The sequence below is a fragment of the Streptosporangium vulgare genome, from assembly GCF_042428775.1.
Classification (GTDB): Bacteria; Actinomycetota; Actinomycetes; order Streptosporangiales; family Streptosporangiaceae; genus Streptosporangium; species Streptosporangium vulgare.
In genome coordinates this window covers 327,434-344,595 of the sequence record NZ_JBHMBS010000009.1, presented here as the reverse complement: position 1 = coordinate 344,595, position 17,162 = coordinate 327,434, and the positions used below count along the sequence as shown (strand labels likewise).

At 71.2% G+C, this 17,162-nt stretch carries 16 protein-coding genes; 11 read left to right on the top strand and 5 right to left on the bottom strand.

What is annotated here, in order from left to right:
• Positions 1-254 precede the first annotated feature (254 nt).
• Complete coding sequence (locus ACFFRH_RS21300; protein WP_344748104.1) at positions 255-803, top strand: CGNR zinc finger domain-containing protein; 549 nt, start codon at positions 255-257, stop codon at positions 801-803.
• Between the two features lie 84 nt (positions 804-887).
• Complete coding sequence (locus ACFFRH_RS21295; RefSeq protein ID WP_344748105.1) at positions 888-1,382, top strand: beta-class carbonic anhydrase; 495 nt, start codon at positions 888-890, stop codon at positions 1,380-1,382.
• Between the two features lie 155 nt (positions 1,383-1,537).
• Here the strand turns inward: ACFFRH_RS21295 and ACFFRH_RS21290 are convergent, their stop codons facing one another.
• From ACFFRH_RS21290 to recO, 3 genes are read right to left on the bottom strand one after another with little or no spacing between them, the layout of a single operon-like run.
• Entirely contained in the window at positions 1,538-2,302 is a 765-nt protein-coding gene (locus tag ACFFRH_RS21290) for a crotonase/enoyl-CoA hydratase family protein (RefSeq protein WP_344748106.1), read from the bottom strand.
• 44 nt (positions 2,303-2,346) lie between these two features.
• On the bottom strand, positions 2,347-3,174 hold the full coding sequence (locus ACFFRH_RS21285; RefSeq protein WP_344748107.1) for an isoprenyl transferase: 828 nt from the start codon (positions 3,172-3,174) through the stop codon (positions 2,347-2,349).
• Positions 3,113-3,907 (bottom strand): DNA repair protein RecO, encoded by a 795-nt coding sequence (recO, locus tag ACFFRH_RS21280; protein WP_344748108.1) that lies wholly within the window; start codon positions 3,905-3,907, stop codon positions 3,113-3,115. Before recO ends, ACFFRH_RS21285 begins: the two co-directional genes overlap by 62 nt.
• A 169-nt stretch (positions 3,908-4,076) precedes the next feature.
• Between recO and ACFFRH_RS21275 the strand changes: the two genes are divergently transcribed.
• The 5 genes from ACFFRH_RS21275 to rocD all read left to right on the top strand — a co-directional run bounded on the left by ACFFRH_RS21275 (position 4,077) and on the right by rocD (position 9,272).
• Positions 4,077-5,651 (top strand): CDP-alcohol phosphatidyltransferase family protein, encoded by a 1,575-nt coding sequence (locus ACFFRH_RS21275; protein ID WP_344748109.1) that lies wholly within the window; start codon positions 4,077-4,079, stop codon positions 5,649-5,651.
• Complete coding sequence (locus tag ACFFRH_RS21270) at positions 5,648-6,358, top strand: DUF5941 domain-containing protein (protein ID WP_344748110.1); 711 nt, start codon at positions 5,648-5,650, stop codon at positions 6,356-6,358. Before ACFFRH_RS21275 ends, ACFFRH_RS21270 begins: the two co-directional genes overlap by 4 nt.
• 223 nt (positions 6,359-6,581) lie before the next feature.
• Complete coding sequence (locus ACFFRH_RS21265; RefSeq protein WP_344748111.1) at positions 6,582-7,079, top strand: Lrp/AsnC family transcriptional regulator; 498 nt, start codon at positions 6,582-6,584, stop codon at positions 7,077-7,079.
• Between the two features lie 133 nt (positions 7,080-7,212).
• Positions 7,213-8,019 carry a dimethylargininase gene (gene ddaH, locus ACFFRH_RS21260; RefSeq protein WP_386158925.1) on the top strand — a complete coding sequence of 269 codons (807 nt, stop codon included), beginning with the start codon at positions 7,213-7,215 and terminating at the stop codon, positions 8,017-8,019.
• Positions 8,020-8,060: 41 nt separating this feature from the next.
• Positions 8,061-9,272: an ornithine--oxo-acid transaminase gene (gene rocD, locus ACFFRH_RS21255; protein ID WP_386158922.1), complete on the top strand. Its 1,212-nt coding sequence runs from the start codon at positions 8,061-8,063 to the stop codon at positions 9,270-9,272.
• A 108-nt stretch (positions 9,273-9,380) separates the two neighbouring features.
• On the opposite strand, the gene ACFFRH_RS21250 is transcribed toward rocD, so the two are convergent.
• On the bottom strand, positions 9,381-10,949 hold the full coding sequence (locus ACFFRH_RS21250; protein ID WP_386158919.1) for an alkaline phosphatase D family protein: 1,569 nt from the start codon (positions 10,947-10,949) through the stop codon (positions 9,381-9,383).
• 258 nt (positions 10,950-11,207) lie between these two features.
• Between ACFFRH_RS21250 and ACFFRH_RS21245 the strand changes: the two genes are divergently transcribed.
• A complete protein-coding gene (locus tag ACFFRH_RS21245; RefSeq protein ID WP_386158917.1) occupies positions 11,208-12,503 on the top strand; it encodes a Glu/Leu/Phe/Val family dehydrogenase in 1,296 nt (431 codons plus the stop codon).
• A 220-nt stretch (positions 12,504-12,723) separates the two neighbouring features.
• Here the strand turns inward: ACFFRH_RS21245 and ACFFRH_RS21240 are convergent, their stop codons facing one another.
• Positions 12,724-13,215 carry a MarR family winged helix-turn-helix transcriptional regulator gene (locus ACFFRH_RS21240; RefSeq protein WP_386158914.1) on the bottom strand — a complete coding sequence of 164 codons (492 nt, stop codon included), beginning with the start codon at positions 13,213-13,215 and terminating at the stop codon, positions 12,724-12,726.
• 89 nt (positions 13,216-13,304) lie between these two features.
• Here ACFFRH_RS21240 and ACFFRH_RS21235 point away from each other — a divergent pair, with 89 nt between their 5' ends.
• The 3 genes from ACFFRH_RS21235 (at position 13,305) to ACFFRH_RS21225 (ending at position 17,139) form a co-directional block, all read left to right on the top strand.
• Positions 13,305-14,393, top strand: coding sequence for a substrate-binding domain-containing protein (locus tag ACFFRH_RS21235; protein ID WP_386158912.1), 1,089 nt, complete (start codon positions 13,305-13,307; stop codon positions 14,391-14,393).
• A gap of 102 nt (positions 14,394-14,495) precedes the next feature.
• Positions 14,496-15,920, top strand: a complete 1,425-nt coding sequence (locus ACFFRH_RS21230; RefSeq protein WP_386158910.1) for an APC family permease — start codon at positions 14,496-14,498, stop codon at positions 15,918-15,920.
• Between the two features lie 208 nt (positions 15,921-16,128).
• Entirely contained in the window at positions 16,129-17,139 is a 1,011-nt protein-coding gene (locus tag ACFFRH_RS21225) for an acetamidase/formamidase family protein (protein WP_386158907.1), read from the top strand.
• Positions 17,140-17,162 lie beyond the last annotated feature (23 nt).

Sequence of the window (17,162 nt, the reverse complement as noted above, 5' to 3'; positions counted from 1 at the left end):
TGACCGCAGAGCGACCACAGAGCGACACAACGCTACGCGGGGCGACGGAACACGTACGAGAAGCCCGGTTTCAGGACGCGGCGTGCACATCATGGCTCACCAGGACATGTCCCGCGGAAAGCCTTGTCGGGCGCGCCACACCACGATGACGGGCGCCCGGCAGAAGGCGCCGGAGGTCCACGGGAGAGATACGCTTCCGACACGGCGAGCCGCCGTACGCGCCTCCACGTTGCAATCCTTCTACGGGAGTCAACATGCCATTCGGACATGACATGGTGCACTCACTCGCCACCGCGGTGGACCTGGTCAACACCTCCCCCTCCACCGGAGGCGAGGACACCCTGACCGACCTGCGGAAACTCGGCGACTTCGTGGCGCGCTGGGAGGTCAGCGGGATCGGGGAGCTGGACGCCGCCGACCTGACCCAGGTGCGCGCGCTGCGCGAGGCCTTCCACAAGGTCTTCACCGCCCCGGACCAGCCCACCGCGGTCATCCGGCTGAACACCCTGCTGAGCGGGACCCGCATCACCCCGCGCCTGGCGGAGCACGACGGCCACCCCCTGCACGTCCACTACTTCGCGCCGGACGCCTCGCTCCACGAGCACCTCGCGGCCGACATCGGGGTCGCCCTCGCCCACCTGCTCGTCGAGGGGGAGTGGGAGCGCCTGCGCACCTGCTCGGCGCCCGACTGCGACCACGTCTTCGTGGACGAGTCGCGCAACCGCTCGCGGGTCTACTGCGACAGCCGCACCTGCGGGAACCGGATGCACGTCGCCGCCTACCGCGCCCGCCGCCGGGCCTGACGTTACTCTCCGCTAATACCTATTGACTGAGTAGGTAATGCCGGTAGGTTGTGACATGACGTCGCCTACCCCCGAGGAGAACCCATGAGCGTCACCGACGAGCTGCTCGCCAACGCCGAGCGTTACGCGGAGACATTCGGCAAGGGCCATCTGCCCCTGCCACCGGCGCGCGGGCTGGCCGTGCTGGCCTGCATGGACGCCCGCCTCAATCCGTACGCCCTGCTCGGGCTCTCGGAGGGCGACGCGCACATCATCCGCAACGCGGGCGGCGTGGTGACCGCCGACGAGCGCCGCAGCCTGGCCATCAGCCAGCGCCTGCTCGGCACCAGGGAGATCATCCTCATCCACCACACCGACTGCGGCATGCTCACCTTCACCGACGACGACTTCAAGCGGCAGATCCAGGCCGAGGTCGGCATCAAGCCCGACTGGGCGGCCGAGGCCTTCACCGACCTCGACGAGGACGTCGTCCAGTCCCTCCACCGGATCAGGAACGACCCCTTCATCCCGCACACCGACTCGGTGCGCGGCTTCGTCTACGAGGTGGAGACCGGTCGCCTGCGCGAGGTCAAGGGCTGACGGCCGGGGCACGGAAAAGGCCGGAGCGACGCGGGAGGCCGATCCCCCTGGGAAGACCGCTCCCCACCGGGGAAAACCGGGGAGACCGGGGAGACCGGTCGTCGCCACGGAAGTCGGCCCCCCGAGAAACCGGCCCTCGCCCGGGAAGCCGAGGGTCAGAGGGCGTCGAAGTCGCCGTGGCGGCCGGCTCCCGCGGCGAAGCGCGACGCGCCGGCCACCGCGCCGGGCAGGGCGTTCAGGCCGTGGCGCAGTTCCCCCGCCATGGCCTCCCGCTCGGGCAGCCCCTCCTGCTCCAGCGCCGACATGCGGTCGCCGCGCATGCACTCCTGGGGAAAGCGCGCGATGGAGGCGGCGAGGTTCTCGGCGGCGGCGCGCGAGGTGCCGGTCGGCACCACCCGGTTGACCAGCCCCATGCCGAGGGCCTCCGCGGCGTGCACGGGGCGGCCGGTGAGGATCATGTCCATCGCCCGGCCCGTCCCGACCAGCCGTGGCAGCCGCACGGTGCCGCCGTCGATCAGCGGGACGCCCCAGCGGCGGCAGAAGACCCCGAACACCGCGTCCTCCTCGGCCACCCGCAGGTCGCACCAGAGGGCGAGCTCCAGCCCTCCGGCGACCGCGTGCCCGGCGACGGCGGCGATCACGGGCTTGCCGAGCCGCATCCGGGTGGGCCCCATCGGCCCGTCGCCCTCGGGTTCCACCCGGTTGGCGCGGCCCTCGGCGACGGCCTTGAGGTCGGCTCCAGCGCAGAACGTGCCCCCCTCGCCCCACAGCACGGCCACCGCCGCGCCGGGGTCGGCGTCGAAGTCGCGGAAGGCGTCGGCGAGCGCCCGGGCCGTGGGACCGTCGACGGCGTTGCGGACCTCGGGCCTGGAGAGCACGACGGTGGTGACGGGCCCGTCGCGTTCGATCCTGACAGTCATCCGGGGGCACCTCTCAGGGGGGCGGCGTCACCCGGAACATAACATTATTCCGCTGCGGCACCCGGGAGGCCCGGGGCACCCGAGGCGTCCCGCGCGGACGGGACCGCGTTCGGCACCGCTCCCCCGTATCTCCTGTCGCGCTTGGCGTACGTCTCGCAGGCCTCCCACAGGTCGCGGCGGTCGAAGTCGGGCCAGAGGCGGTTGAGGAAGACCATCTCGGCGTACGCCGTCTGCCAGATCAGGAAGTTGGAGATCCGCTGCTCGCCGGAGGACCGTACGAAAAGGTCGACGTCGGGGATCTGCGGCTCGTCCAGGTAGCGGGCGAAGGTCTCCTCCTTCACCCGGCCCGGCTTGACCCGTCCGTCGGCGATGTCCTGCGCCAGGCGCAGCGCGGCGTCCACGATCTCGGCGCGGCCGCCGTAGTTGACGCAGAACTGCAGGGTCAGCGTGGAGTTGCCCTCGGTCATCTCCTCGGCGTCGCGCAGCTCCTGGATGACGCTCCTCCACAGCCGTCCGGGACGGCCCGCCCAGCGGACCCGCACGCCCATCGCGTGGAGCTGGTCCCTGCGGCGGCGGATGACGTCGCGGTTGAAACCCATCAGGAAGCGGACCTCGTCGGGGGATCGCTTCCAGTTCTCCGTGGAGAAGGCGTAGGCCGACAGGTAGGGGATGCCGAGCTCGATCGCGCCCTCGATCACGTCGAAGAGCGACGCCTCGCCCGCCTTGTGGCCCTCGGTGCGGGGCAGGCCCCGCTGCTTGGCCCACCTCCCGTTGCCGTCCATCACGATCGCCACGTGCCGGGGCACGAGGTCACGCGGGATCGGGGGCGGGGTGGCGCCTGAGGGATGCGGGACGGGCGGGCGGACGTTCACTTGGCTGCTCCCTTTCTACGTGTCGAAGAGAGCGTATGCCGTGTTCGAGGTGCCACTGGAGGTAAGCCGCGACCAGGCCGCTGCACTCGGCGCGGTGCCGGGCGACGGAGGCGTCCGCGGTGAGCCAGTCGCCCTTGAGCAGCGCGACCATCAGGGCGAGGGTCTCCCCCTCGGGCACCGCCGCGCCCGCGGGGCGGCAGGTCCCGCACACCACGCCCCCGGCCACGATGGCGAAGGCCCGCACCGAGACGGCCTTGCACCGGGCGCAGGCCTCCAGGGCGGGGGCGTACCCGGCGACGGCGAGGGAGCGCAGGAAATAGGCGTCCAGGACGAGCCTGGCCTCGTGCTCCCCCGTGCCGAGCGTGCGCAGGCCGCCGACGAGCAGCAGGAACTGGCGGAGCGCGGGCTCCTTCTCCCCCATGACCAGGCGGTCGGCGGTCTCCAGCATCGCGGTGCCTGCCGTGTAGCGCGGGTAGTCGGAGACGAGCGGCTCGCCGTAGGACCGGATGGTCTCGGCCTGGGTGATCATGTCGAGCGTGCGGCCGGTGTGGAACTGGAGGTCGACGTGGGTAAAAGGTTCGAGCCTGCCCCCAAATCGTGATGTTGTCCGCCGGACCCCCTTGGCGACGGCCCTGATCTTGCCCATCCGCCGGGTCAGGACGGTGACGATGCGGTCGGCCTCTCCCAGCTTGTGGGTGCGCAGCACGATGCCGTCGTCACGGTACAGACTCACCCGCACAGTGTAGTGGGACCGTCCACTTGGCAGAGGTGAAACCATGATCAAACGACACGGATAGATCACCGGTGCGTGTTGTTCACCCAAAACTCACTAAACTTTGGCCTCTGGCGAAATGCCGCCCGGTTACACCGCCCCAACACCCGTCTCCGCACGAAAGGGTGCCATGCCCCGCGTGGTCCTGCTGGGCTCATCGCCCGGCCCCGATGCCGCTCCCGGCCAGGCGACGCCCGCCGCGTTGACCCTGCCCGCGCTTCCCGGCTGCCCCACGGTGATCGGCAAGCTGCACGGCCAGCTCGCCTCCCTCGACCCCGAGCCGGTGACGATCGTCCGCTCGGGCGACGCCGCCGCCCACCGGGGCTTCCCCGGCAGCCTGGTCGAGACCTCCGACCTGGCCGGCGACCTGCGCGCCGTGGCCGACGCGGTCGAGGGCGCCACCGAGAACCTGCTCTTCCTGCCGACGAACTCGCTGATCCACGACGAGCTGATCTACCAGATCACCAAGTCGAAGCGCGGCGCCCTCGCGCTGATCACCAAGGAGCCGCGGGAGGAGGACGAGAACGGCGACGTCATCGTCCCCGACGTCCCGATCGACGAGGCGCTGCCGGAGATCGGCGACCGGAGGCTGGAGGGCCTGCCCGTCCGGGTGCGTGCCCGCAAGTCCCGGGTCATCTCGGTGGGCTCGGCCTACCACGGGGTGACCAGGCCCAACTCGGTCCTGCTCGGCCCGCTGCACCTGCACCACAAGCACGCGCCCGTCCTCGCCGAGGCCGCCCGCGAGCTGGCCGACATGGCCCACCTGCTGGGCCCCGACGACGACCTGGTCCAGCTGCTGGTGCTGGGCCTGGTGCGCAAGGGCGTCTCCGTCGGCATCCGCGGCCGCCGCGACCTGTTCTTCCGCCGGGTCTCCTCTCCCGAGGAGGCCGCCGAGGCGCTCGCCGAGATGTCCACGTTCGACGAGGACAAGGCGCGGCTGAACAACGCGGTCAAGGGCGCCGACGGCTTCTTCACCACGTACTTCGTCAGCACCTACTCCCGGTTCATCGCCCGCTGGGCGGCCAGGCGGGGGCTCACCCCCAACCAGGTCACGCTGATCTCGATCGCGCTGGGCGTGGCGGCGGCGCTGTGTTTCGCCACCGGCGAGCGGGCCGGGATGGTCGCGGGTGGCGTGCTGATCTACTTCGCGTTCGTGTTCGACTGCGTGGACGGCCAGGTCGCGCGGTACGCCCGCAAGTTCGGCGTGCTGGGAGCGTGGCTGGACGCCACGTTCGACCGGTTCAAGGAGTACGTCGTCTTCGCGGGGCTGGCGGTCGGCGCGGCGGTCTCCGGCGTGGGCGACGTCTGGACGCTGGCGCTGATCGCTCTCGGCGTGCAGTCCATCAAGCACCTCCTCGACTTCTCCTACGGCGCGGCGAACCGGCGCAAGCCCCCGTCGCCGCTGCCCTCGGTGGCGCTGTCGGTCAGCGCCGACACCGGCCTGCGCCAGGCGCTGGAGGAGCGCAAGAACGCCAGGACCGGCGGGATCCGCAACCTGCTGAGGCTCTGGGGCAGGGCGGGCCGTTACCGCACGGTGCACTGGGCCCGCAAGATGATCGTCTTCCCCATCGGTGAGCGTTTCGCCGCCATCGCGATCGTCAGCGCTCTGTTCGACGCCAGGATCACCTTCCTGACCCTGATCATCTGGGGCGGCATCGGGGCCGCCTACTCGCTCACCGGACGCCTGATGAGGTCTCTCGCATGATCACCCAGCCGCAGACCATCCCCGCCCCGGATCCGTACGAGGAGCGGCTGCGCGTGCAGACCGCCCGGCTGCTCGCCTACCGCGACGACGGCCCGCTGGTCACGCTGCTGCGCGACAAGGTCGGACCCGGCCTGCCCCCGGTGCCCGCCTCGCTCGCCGCGCTGCTCGCGATCGTCGCGATGGCCGTGACCGGGATGCTGGTGAACGGGCCGATCCTGCTCGTCCCGGTGCTGGTCATGGTCGTCCTGGTGCTGCCCACCGCGGCCCGCGACCACCTCGGCAAGCTCGACTGGCTGACGCCGCCGCTGATCCGGGGGACCGAGTTCCTCACGATCATCCTCATCGGCCTGGCGGCCGACGCGCCCAAGTGGCTGCTGTACGTGCTGATCTACGTGATCGGCTACCACACCTACGACACGGTGTACCGGACGCGGCAGAGCATCTGGCCGGCCCCCTGGGTGTTCCAGGCCGGGCTGGGCTGGGAGCTCCGGCTGCTGCTGATCGGCGCCGGCGCCGCGCTGGGCGTGCTGACCTGGGTGCTGGCCGCGCTCACCCTCTACCTCGGCGTGCTGTTCGCGGTCGAGAGCGTGACGAGCTGGGTCGGCCTGGACAAGCAGACGGCGAACGCCGCCCAGGCGAGCGACGACCTGGAGACCTCCCCCGAGGAGGCCCAGGAGCAGGCCACCGGCGAGGCCGACCAGACCTGATCGGAGACCTCGCGGGCGACGAAGCGGGCGACCTGGAGACCTCCCCCGAGGAGGCCCAGGAGCAGGCCGTCGGCGAGCCCGGCGGGGCCCGATCCGGCCGCGGCCCCTCGAACGGCGAATGCCGCCGGGCAGATCATCTGCCCGGCGGCATTCTCGTGTCCGGGCCGCGCGCCACCGCCGCCCACCGCGAGCCCGCGCCGATCCAGGCGGTATACAGGTCTGCGTGGAACTGGACAGGCTGGATCGCGACATCATCGGGGCGCTCGTCGAGGACGCCCGCGCCACGTACGCGGAGATCGGGCAGCGGGTGGGCCTGTCGGCGTCGGCGGTGAAACGCCGGGTGGACCGGCTGCGCGAGACCGGCGCCATCACCGGCTTCACCGCCCGGGTGGAGCCCGCGGCGCTCGGCTGGACCACCGAGGCCTACGTGGAGCTGTTCTGCGCGGGCAAGACCTCGCCGTCGGAGATCGGGGTGGCCGTCGGCCGCCATCCCGAGGTGGTCTCGGCGTGCACCATCACCGGCGAGGCCGACGCGCTGCTGCACATCAGGGCCACCGACGTGCGGCACGTGGAGAGGGTGATCGAGCGCATCGCCGCGGAGCCGTTCGTGGTGCGGACCAAGAGCTCCATCGTGCTCTCCCGTCTGATCGAGGCCCCCCTGGTCACCTCGCGCAGCGAGCCGTTCCTCGCTCCGCACAACGAATCGACGTTCCTGACCTGAGGCACGCAAGAAACCCGCGTCAGCACGCAAACACGGCCCCTTGGCCTGCGAGAACGCTCTTCCTAGGCTGATGGCACCGCCGTCGAGACCGTGACGGCGACTGTCACCACGACCTTTACCTGCGGGGTTATCCATGACGAGGCACTACCTCATGTGTCGGCCCGACCACTTCGCGGTCGAGTACGCGATCAACCCGTGGATGCATCCCGAGTCCGGCGCCGACCGCGAGGTGGCGATCAGGCAGTGGGAGACGCTCAGGAGCGCCTACGAGGATCTCGGGCACCGCGTCAGCCTCATCGACCCGGTGGAGGGCCTGCCGGACATGGTCTTCGCCGCCAACGGCGCGCTGGTCGTGGACGGCCGCGTGTACGGCGCGCGGTTCACCCACCCGCAGCGCGCGGCCGAGGGGCCCGCGTACCTGAAGTGGTTCGTCGACCACGGCTACGAGCGGGTCCGCGACGCGGCCTTCACCAACGAGGGAGAGGGCGACTTCCTCACCCTCGACCACCTGGTGCTGGCCGGGACCGGGTTCCGCACCGACATCACCGCGCACAAGGAGGCCCAGGAGTTCCTCGGCCGCCCGGTGGTGACGCTGCAACTGGTGGACCCCCGGTTCTACCACCTGGACACCGCGCTCTTCCCGCTGAACGGACATAACGTGGCATACTTCCCGGGCGCCTTCTCGCCGGGGAGCCAGGAGGTGCTCCGCAACCTCTTCCCCGACGCCGTCGTCGCGAGCGAGGACGACGCGGCCGTGCTGGGCCTCAACGCCGTCAGCGACGGCGTCAACGTGGTGATCAACGCCGAGGCCGCCGACCTCCAGCTCGAACTCAAGCGCCGCGGCTTCGAGGTCATCCCGGTGGACCTGTCGGAGCTTCGCAAGGCGGGCGGCGGCCCCAAGTGCTGCACGCTGGAGATCCGGGGACAGAACGGGGCATGACGGCCACGGACCAGACAAACCAGGGAAGGGGCGGACATCGGATGACCGGCACCGACGACTTCATCGAGCTGAGCGAGCGCCGCAGCGCGCACAACTACCACCCCCTGCCCGTCGTGATCCACGAGGCGCGGGGCGCCTGGGTCGTCGACGTGGAGGGCCGGCGGTTCCTCGACTGCCTGTCCGGCTACTCCTCCCTGAACTTCGGGCACGGCAACCCGAAGATCATCGCGGCGGCGCAGGAGCAGCTGTCGCGGCTCACCCTGACCAGCCGCGCCTTCTTCCACGACCAGTTCGCGACCTTCGCCGCCGGGCTGGGCGACCTCACCGGCAAGGACATGGTCCTGCCGATGAACACCGGCGCCGAGGCCGTGGAGACCGCGATCAAGGTGGCCCGCAAGTGGGGCTACGAGGTCAAGGGCGTCGCCGCCGACCAGGCCAACATCATCGTGATGGAGGACAACTTCCACGGCCGGACCACCACGATCGTCGGCTTCTCCACCGACCCCGACGCCCGGGGCGGCTTCGGCCCGTACACCCCCGGCTTCAGGATCGTGAAGTACGGCTCCGTGGAGGCGATCCGCGAGGCCGTCGACGCCAACACGGTCGCGGTGCTGCTGGAGCCCATCCAGGGCGAGGCCGGGGTGCTGGTACCGCCGGACGGCTACCTCACCCAGGTCCGCGAGCTGTGCACCGCGGAGAACATCCTGATGATCGCCGACGAGATCCAGTCGGGTCTCGGCCGCACCGGCGAGACCTTCGCCTGCGACCACGAGGGCGTCGTCCCCGACATCTACGTGCTGGGCAAGGCCCTGGGCGGCGGCGTCGTCCCGGTCTCGGCGATCACCGCGAACGAGGACGTGCTCGGCGTGATCAGGCCGGGACAGCACGGCTCGACCTTCGGCGGCAACCCGCTCGCCTGCGCGGTCGCCAACGCGGTCATCGAGCTGCTCGGCACCGGCGAGTACCAGTCGCGGGCCAGAAAGCTCGGCGAGGTCATGCACGAGAGGCTGCGCGGGCTGATCGGCCACGGTGTGATCACCGTGCGCGGGCGCGGCCTGTGGGCGGGGGTCGACATCGACCCGTCGCTGGCGAGCGGGCGGGAGGTCTCCAAGGCACTCATGGCCCACGGCGTCCTGGCCAAGGACACCCACGGCTCGACCATCCGCCTCGCCCCGCCGATCGTCGTCTCCGAGGAGGACCTTCTGTGGGCGGTCGACCAGCTCGGGGCGGTCCTGGCGGAACTCGCGCGGTGACCCCTCCGGTGCGGCCCGCACTCGCGAGGTGACCCACGGTCGCGAGGCGTCCCCTCCGGTGCGGTCCGCGCCCCGGAGGGGACGTGCCGCACCGGAACCCCGGCTCCGCTAGCGGACGGCGGAGTCCTCCAGCTCCACGACGGTGATCTCCGAGACCTCGGTGCCCGCGGCGGTGTCCCAGCGGACCGACGTGGGGTCGGTGTCCAGGGAGAGGATCGCCACCGCGTTGGAGAACCACGGGCCGTTGGTGATCCGCCACTTGAACGGCGGCTTGGGGATCTTCGCCGCGCGGGAGAGCGAGCGGCCGACCAGGCTCGCGACGCCGAACTGGGCGACGATGTTGGCCAGGCGGAGGGTGCGGCTCAGCGGGTTGCGGATCGGGGAACAGACCAGCTGGTAGATGGGGAGCCCGTGGGCCTTGGCCACGTAGGAGTAGTGGACGTCGCCGGAGAGCATGATCACCGGCTTTCCCAGCCCCATCAGCAGCTTCGACAGGTCCTCGAACGAGCGGCGGAAGGCCGCCCAGTGCTCCAGGTCGACGGCCTGGCGCAGGGTCTCCGACCAGCGGGCCACGGTCTTGCCCCAGGCGCCCTGGGCCAGGGCCTCGTTCCAGTTCTGGATGTGGTGGATGCCCGCCGGGAGCAGGAACGGCACCGAGGAGCCGATCACGAAGCGCTTCGCGCCCTCCTTGCGGAGCTGCTCGGTGAGCCACTCCCACTCCACCGGGTCGATCATGCGCCGGTCTCCGGGGTCGAGCTGACGGGAGCAGCGGGAGTCGAGCATGATCAGGCGGGTGTCGCCGAGGTCGCGGGCGTAGCTCCACCGGCTGTCGGCCGGAACGTCGTAGGCGTGCTCGGCGAAGACGTCGAGCACCTCGGCGCCGTCCCCCTCGGCCGCGCACACCTTGCTGAGCACCTCGTCGGAGGCGCGTTCGGCCGGCGACATGTTGCCCAGGTGCTGGTAGACCCAGTAGGCGCCGATCCCGGAGACCACCCGGTGCCGCCACCAGGGGACGTCCTCCATCGACGTACGCCAGGAGACGGAGGTGTTGAAGTCGTCGCGCAGGTCGTGGTCGTCGAAGATCATCGCGGTGGGCACGGTGGAGAGGAGCCAGCGGATCTCCGGGTCGGTCCACGCCAGGCGGTACAGCTCGGCGTACTCCTCGAAGTCGGCGATCTCCTTCTTCGGCTCGGTGTCCCTGCGGTCGGCGATGAACGCCAGCATCTCCGCGGACGGCTCGTCGGCGTAGACCTGGTCGCCGAGGAGCAGCAGCAGGTCGGGCCAGCGCTCGTCGGGCGCGTCCGGCAGGGTGCCACCGTACGCGCGCAGCACGTCCACCCCGTGGGAGATCGTGTACACGAGGTCGTGCGGCACGCTGGTCCGGCAGGAGCCGAACATGACGCGGTTCGGGCCGTCCGGGCCGAGCAGGCGGATGCGGCTCGGCGGCTGGTCGGGCAGCGGCCACACGGTCTCCCCGCCCAGGCGCACCTCGTAGGTCCCGCCACCCTCCACGTCGACGATCGCGTAGTGGTGGCCGTGGACGGTGAACGTCCTGGCCCCCGAACTCACGCCGCCGACCTCGACCGTCACCTCACACGGTTCGCTCGTCTCCACCCACACCGACGCGCTCGTCTCGTCCACGTAACGCAGCATCGGCCCGACCACAAGTTCCGGCACTTTCATCCCCTCAACCGCTGCACAACAGCAAGAATCCTTGACCGGAGACTGCCATATCTGCGTGTTACCTCCAGATTGCCCAAGAGGACCGGCAGATAACACGCACCTCCTGGCCGCGGGCTCGCGGACAGGCCCGGCGATCAGTCATCAGAACGAAACACGACCCGTCCCTGCGGGCAAAAAACCGCACCTAGTCTGATCGTGACCATGTGTCCCGAGTGGAGCAAGGGCGCTCCGCTCACCGTACGGAGGTTTGCCTTGACAACGCTCACGGTGCCGTCGAAGACGCCGGCCGCCACCGCCACCGCTCCCGCCAGTCCGGGCCGGCAGGCCCTCGACTCCGCGCTGTTCCGGCTCGACCAGGCGGCCGACCGGCTGGAGCTGGACGACAACCTGCGCGCCATGCTCGCCACTCCCCGCCGCTCGCTCACCGTCTCGGTCCCCGTCCGCCGTGAGGACGGCCGGATGGACGTCGTGCAGGGCTTCCGGGTTCAGCACAACACTACCCGCGGCCCGGCGAAGGGCGGCATCCGCTTCCATCCCCGCACCGACGTCCACGAGGTCACCGCCCTGGCAATGGGCATGACGTGGAAGTGCGCGCTGGCCGGCATCCCCTACGGGGGTGCCAAGGGCGGCGTCTCCGTCGACCCCGCCTCGCTGAGCGCCCGCGAGCTGGAACGGGTCACCCGGCGCTACGTCAACGAGGTCCTGCCGATCATCGGTCCCGAGAGGGACGTCCCGACCCCCGACGTCGGCACCGACGAGCGGACCATGGCCTGGATCATGGACACCTACTCGGTGAACGCGGGCTACCCGGTGCCCGGCGTGACGATCGGCGGACCCGTCACCCCCGGCGGCGCGCCCGACCGGGCCGGAGCCACCTCCCGCGGCGTGCGGGTCGCCGCGCTCAGGGCCCTGGGCGGCTCCCCCGAGGGCCGTACCGTCGCGATCCAGGGCTTCGGCAAGGTCGGCGCCCCGGCCGCGCGCTACCTCGCCGACGCGGGCTGCCTCGTGGTCGCGGTCTCCGACCGCACCGGGGCCGTGATCGACCGCTCCGGCCTGGACGTCGACGACCTGCGGGCGTGGTCGGAGGAGACCGGCGGCGTACGCGGCTACCGCCGGGCGGACGCGCTGTCGCAGGAGGAACTGCTGGAGCTCGACGTGGACGTGCTCGTCCCCGCCGCGATGGAAGGGGCGATCACCGAGGAGAACGCCACCCGCGTCAGGGCCGGTCTGGTCGTGGAGGGCGCCAGCTCCCCCACCACACCCGGGGCGGACCGCGTCCTCGCCGACGCGGGCGTCACCGTGGTCCCCGACATCCTGGCCAACGCGGGCGGCGTGATCGTCTCCTATCTGGAGTGGCTGCAGGACATGCAGGCGCGCTCGTGGAGCGCGCGCGAGGTCGACGCGAGGCTCCGGGGCATCGTGGAGGACGCGTTCGACACGACCGCGCAGGTCGCCGCCGAGTGCGGGATCACCCTGCGCCAGGCGGCCCACGTGATCGGCGTCGGCCGGGTCGCCGAGGCCCACCGGGCGCGCGGGCTGCACTCCTGAGCCCGTGAGGGGGCGTGCGATGGGTCCTGGGACCGTGGGCCGGAGCGCGGCGCGGCTCCTCCGGCCTCCGGAGGCCGGCTTTCCGGAGGCCAGGTTTCCAGGGGTCAGGCTTCCAGGGATCGGGCTTTCGGCGATCGGGTCTGCGGGGGCCGGGCTTTCGGGGGCCGGGCTTTCGGGGGCCGGAGCGCGCACGGGCTCCGGCGTCACCGGCCGGGGCGCGTCACGAGCGGCCGGAACCACCCGGGGCACCACGCTCTTGGACCGCCGCGGACGGGACCGCCGGAGAGTCGTCCAGGGCGGTGACCAGCCCCTCCAGATCCCGCATGAGCCGCTCGGTGCGCTCGGTGCCGTAGACCGCCTCGATCAGCCGATGGTGCTCGGCCACCCCGCCCTCGACCCGGGCCAGCAGCTCGGACCCGCGGTCGGCGAGGAAGACGGCGACCTTGCGGCGGTCGCCGGGATCGTGTCCCCGATAGACGAGGGAACGGTCGATCAGCCGGTCGATGGCCTTGGTCAGCGTCGGGTGCGGCATCAGCACGGCCTCGGCCAGCTCGCCCATCGAGTGCCCCCGGCCGTCGGCGAGGGCGCGCAGGATGCGCCACTGCTCGACGGATACGTCCTGGGCGGTCACCGCGGCGGCGAGTCCCCGGTTGACACTGCGCTCGGCCCTGCTGAGGAGGTAGGCGAGCGAGGATCCCAGCCCGGTCGTCACCACATGGAGCTCCCGTCTGCGTCACGATCCGTGTCCCGTCCGAGTAACGGGACTGCCGTACCCATCCATTCGGGAGGATACTCGTCCCTGTGGCAGAAGCCATCACACCCGTCATAGAACCCCTGGAAGCCCAGCTGCTCCCGGGTGACGCGCTGCGCGTCGGGCTGGTCGTGCCGATCTCCGGTGTGCTCGGCCTGGTGGGGCCGTGCGCGATCAACTGCGCGATCCTCGCCGCCGACGAGGTGAACCTCGCGGGCGGGATGCTCGGCAGGCCGGTGGAGCTGGTCCTGGTCGACGGCGGCCGCCCGGCGGCGCAGGTGGCCGCCGAGGTGGCGGGGCTCGCCCGCTGGGGCGCGATCGACGCCGTGGTCGGCACCCACGGCAGCGACGTCAGGATCGAGGTGGTGCGGGCGCTGGCCGGGAGGGTGCCGTTCGTCTACGCGCCGCCGTACGAGGGGGGCGGTCACGCGCCGGGGGTCTACTTCCTGGGCGAGACCCCCGCCCGCCAGCTGCGGCCCGGCCTCGACTGGCTCATCGAACGCCGCCGGGCGCGCAGGTGGTTCCTGCTCGGCAACGACTACGTCTGGCCGCGCCTGGTCCACGGGGCGGCCCGCCGCCACCTCGCCGCACGGGACGTCGGCGTCGCCGGCGAGCTCCTGGTGCCGTACGGCACACGCGACTTCTCCCCGATCCTGGAGAGGCTGGTGGCCGCCCGGCCCGACGCGGTGCTGCTCAGCCTGGTCGGCAGCGACCTGGTCGCCTTCAACCGGGCCTTCGCGGCGGCCGGGCTGTCGTGGCCGCGGCTCTGCGGCGCGCTGGAGGAGCACGGCCTGCTCGGCATCGGCGGTGACGCCACCGGCGAGCTGTACGGCGCGATGGGTTACTTCGCGAGCCTGGTCACCGACGACAGCCTGAGCCTCGGCGAGCGCTACGCCCGCCGGTTCGGCTCGACCGCGCCGCTGCTCAACGGGCACGGGCAGGGGTGTTACGAGGCGGTGCTGATGCTCGCCGCGCTCGGCTCGCGCGCCGGGACGCTCGCCGTGCCCGAGGTGGACGCGATCGCCGACGGCACCTCCATCGTCACCGCGCGGGGGCGGCTCACCCTGCGCGGACACGGGGTGCGGCGGCAGGCGCACATCGGCCGGGCCGACGGGCTGGACTTCGACATCGTCCGCTAGGTACGTGGCGGGTCAAAATCGGACAAAAACTTCCGACTGAAAACTTTTCCTTTGCAAGGAAAGGTTCTAGGGTACGGCTGCACCCACTTCAAGGAGCCGTACATGACAACCGAGCCCTCACTGGAGCAATTCGGCTACCGACAGGAACTCCGCAGGTCACTGAGCTTCACCGACCTGCTCGTCTACGGCCTGATCTTCATGGTCCCGATCGCGCCGTTCGGCATCTTCGGCGGCGTCTTCCAGGCCTCGGGTGGCATGGTCGCCCTCGCGTACGCCATCGGCATGGTCGCGATGGCCTTCACCGCGCTCTCGTACGCGCAGATGGCCCGCGCGTTCCCGATGGCCGGATCGGTCTACACCTACGCGGGCCGCGGCATCGCCGCGCCCGTCGGCTTCCTCGCCGGGTGGGTGATCCTGCTCGACTACGTGCTGGTGCCCGCCCTGCTCTATCTCATCGCGAGCGCGGCGATGGCCTCCTTCGTCCCGGCCATCCCCGTCTGGGGCTGGCTGATCGTGTTCGTGGTGCTCAACACGGTCGTGAACTACACGGGCATCCAGATGACCGCGCGCATCACGAAGATCATGCTGGTCGGCGAGCTCATCGTGCTGGCGATCTTCATGGTCGTCGGGGTGGTCGCCCTGGCCCAGGGCAAGGCCCAGGCGGGCGCGCTCAGCCCGCTGTTCGACTCCTCGACCTTCTCCTGGTCGCTCGTCTTCGGCGCGGTCTCGATCGCGGTGCTGTCCTTCCTCGGCTTCGACGGCATCTCGATGATGGCCGAGGAGAGCCGGGAGGACTCGCGGCGGCTCGGCAAATCCATGGTCGCGGCGCTGGGCCTGGCCGGGGTGCTGTTCATCGCGCAGACCTGGGTCGCCGCGCTGCTCACCCCCGACCGGGCCGACCTGCTGACCAAGGGCGACCCCGCGGGCACCGCCTTCTACGACATGGCCGAGTTCGCCGGGGGCCACTGGCTCAGCGTGCTGACCGCGGTCGCCACCGCCATCGCCTGGGGCTTCGCCAACTCGCTGGTCGCCCAGGCCGCCACCTCCCGCCTGTTGTTCGCGATGGCCCGCGACCGCCAGCTCCCCTCCTTCCTGGCCAAGATCGACCCCAGGCACCGGGTGCCCGTCAACGCCACCCTCGTGGTGGCCGCGGTCTCCCTGGTCGTCGGGCTCTACCTGACCACCCGCGACGACGGGATCACGCTGATCAGCGGGCTGGTCAACTTCGGCGCGATGACCGCCTTCCTCGCGCTGCACGTGTCGGTGGTCGTCCACTACGTCGTGCGCCGGGGCAGCCGCGACCTGTGGCGGCACCTGATCGCCCCGGTGCTCGGCTTCGCGATCCTGCTCTACGTCGTGATCAACGCCAGCATCGCGGCCCAGACGCTCGGCATCATCTGGTTCGTCGTCGGCCTGGTGGTGCTCGGCGTCTCCTACGCCACGGGCCGCCGGCCCACCCTGGCCGGGCTCGTCGACACCCCGGAGGCGCCCGGCACGTCCGCACCCGACACGGCCGGCAAGCCCTGAGAGCCCACGACCCCCGTCCCACCGACCCGACAGCATGCGAGGGCAGAACCGTGTTCGACATCTTCCTTGAGGTCGAGGAGGGGCTCAGCTCCCCCCTCCCCGTCGCGAAGCGTGGTCGCCTCCCGCTCCCCGTGGGGGGCGGGCGACTCCGCGCGAGAGGCGCGCGACTCCCCATGGCAGGCACGCGGTCCCTCGTGGGAGGCGCGCGATGAACGTCTTCTCCTACCGTCCCGCGCCCGAGGACCTCAGCTACACCTTCGGCGGGCGGCCCGCGGTGGCCAGGATCGCCCCGGGCTCGATCGTCGAGACGTACACCGAGGACTGCTTCGGCGGCCTGGTGACCTCGGTCGGCGACCTGCCCTCGCGCGTCTGCGAGTTCCCCTACCTCAATCCCGTCACCGGCCCCTTCCACGTGGAGGGGGCCGAGCCGGGCGACACGCTCGCGTTGCACTTCGTCTCCATCGAACCCGCCAGGGACTGGGCCGTGTCGGCGACGTTCCCGCACTTCGGCGCGCTGACCGGCACCCACACCACCGCGATGCTCACCCCTCCCCTGGAGGAGCTGGTGTGGCGTTACGACATCGACACGGCCGCGGGCGTGGTCCGCTACCACGCTCGCAGGAGCGACTTCACGGTCGAGTTGCCGCTCGACCCGATGCACGGCACGGTCGGCGTCGCGCCCGCCGCGTCCGAGGCCCGCATGACGATCACCCCGGACGCCCACGGCGGCAACATGGACACCCCCGAGCTGCGCGCCGGGGTGACCGTCTATCTCGGCGTCAACGTCGAGGGCGGGCTCTTCGCGATCGGCGACGGGCACGCCAGGCAGGGGCACGGCGAGGTGTGCGGCACCGCCGTCGAGGCGGCGATGAACACCGTCGTCGCCGTGGAGCTGATCAAGGGGGTGAGCACCCCGTGGCCCCGCCTGGAGGACGACGGCCACCTGATGTCCACCGGCTCGGCCCGCCCGCTGGAGGACGCGTACCGGATCAGCCAGCACGACCTGGTCACCTGGACCTCCGAGCTCACCGGCCTGGACCCACTGGACGCCTACCAGCTGGTCAGCCAGATCGGCGAGGCACCGGTCGGCAACGTCTGCGACACCAACTACACGATGGTCGCCAAGCTCCCCAAGTCCACCCTCGGCCGTCCGGACGTCTACGAGTCGGCCCACGATCGCCTGCGCGCCCTCGGCCGGAGGTACCTGGCCGAACGCTGACCGGGCCGCCCCGCCGGGAACCC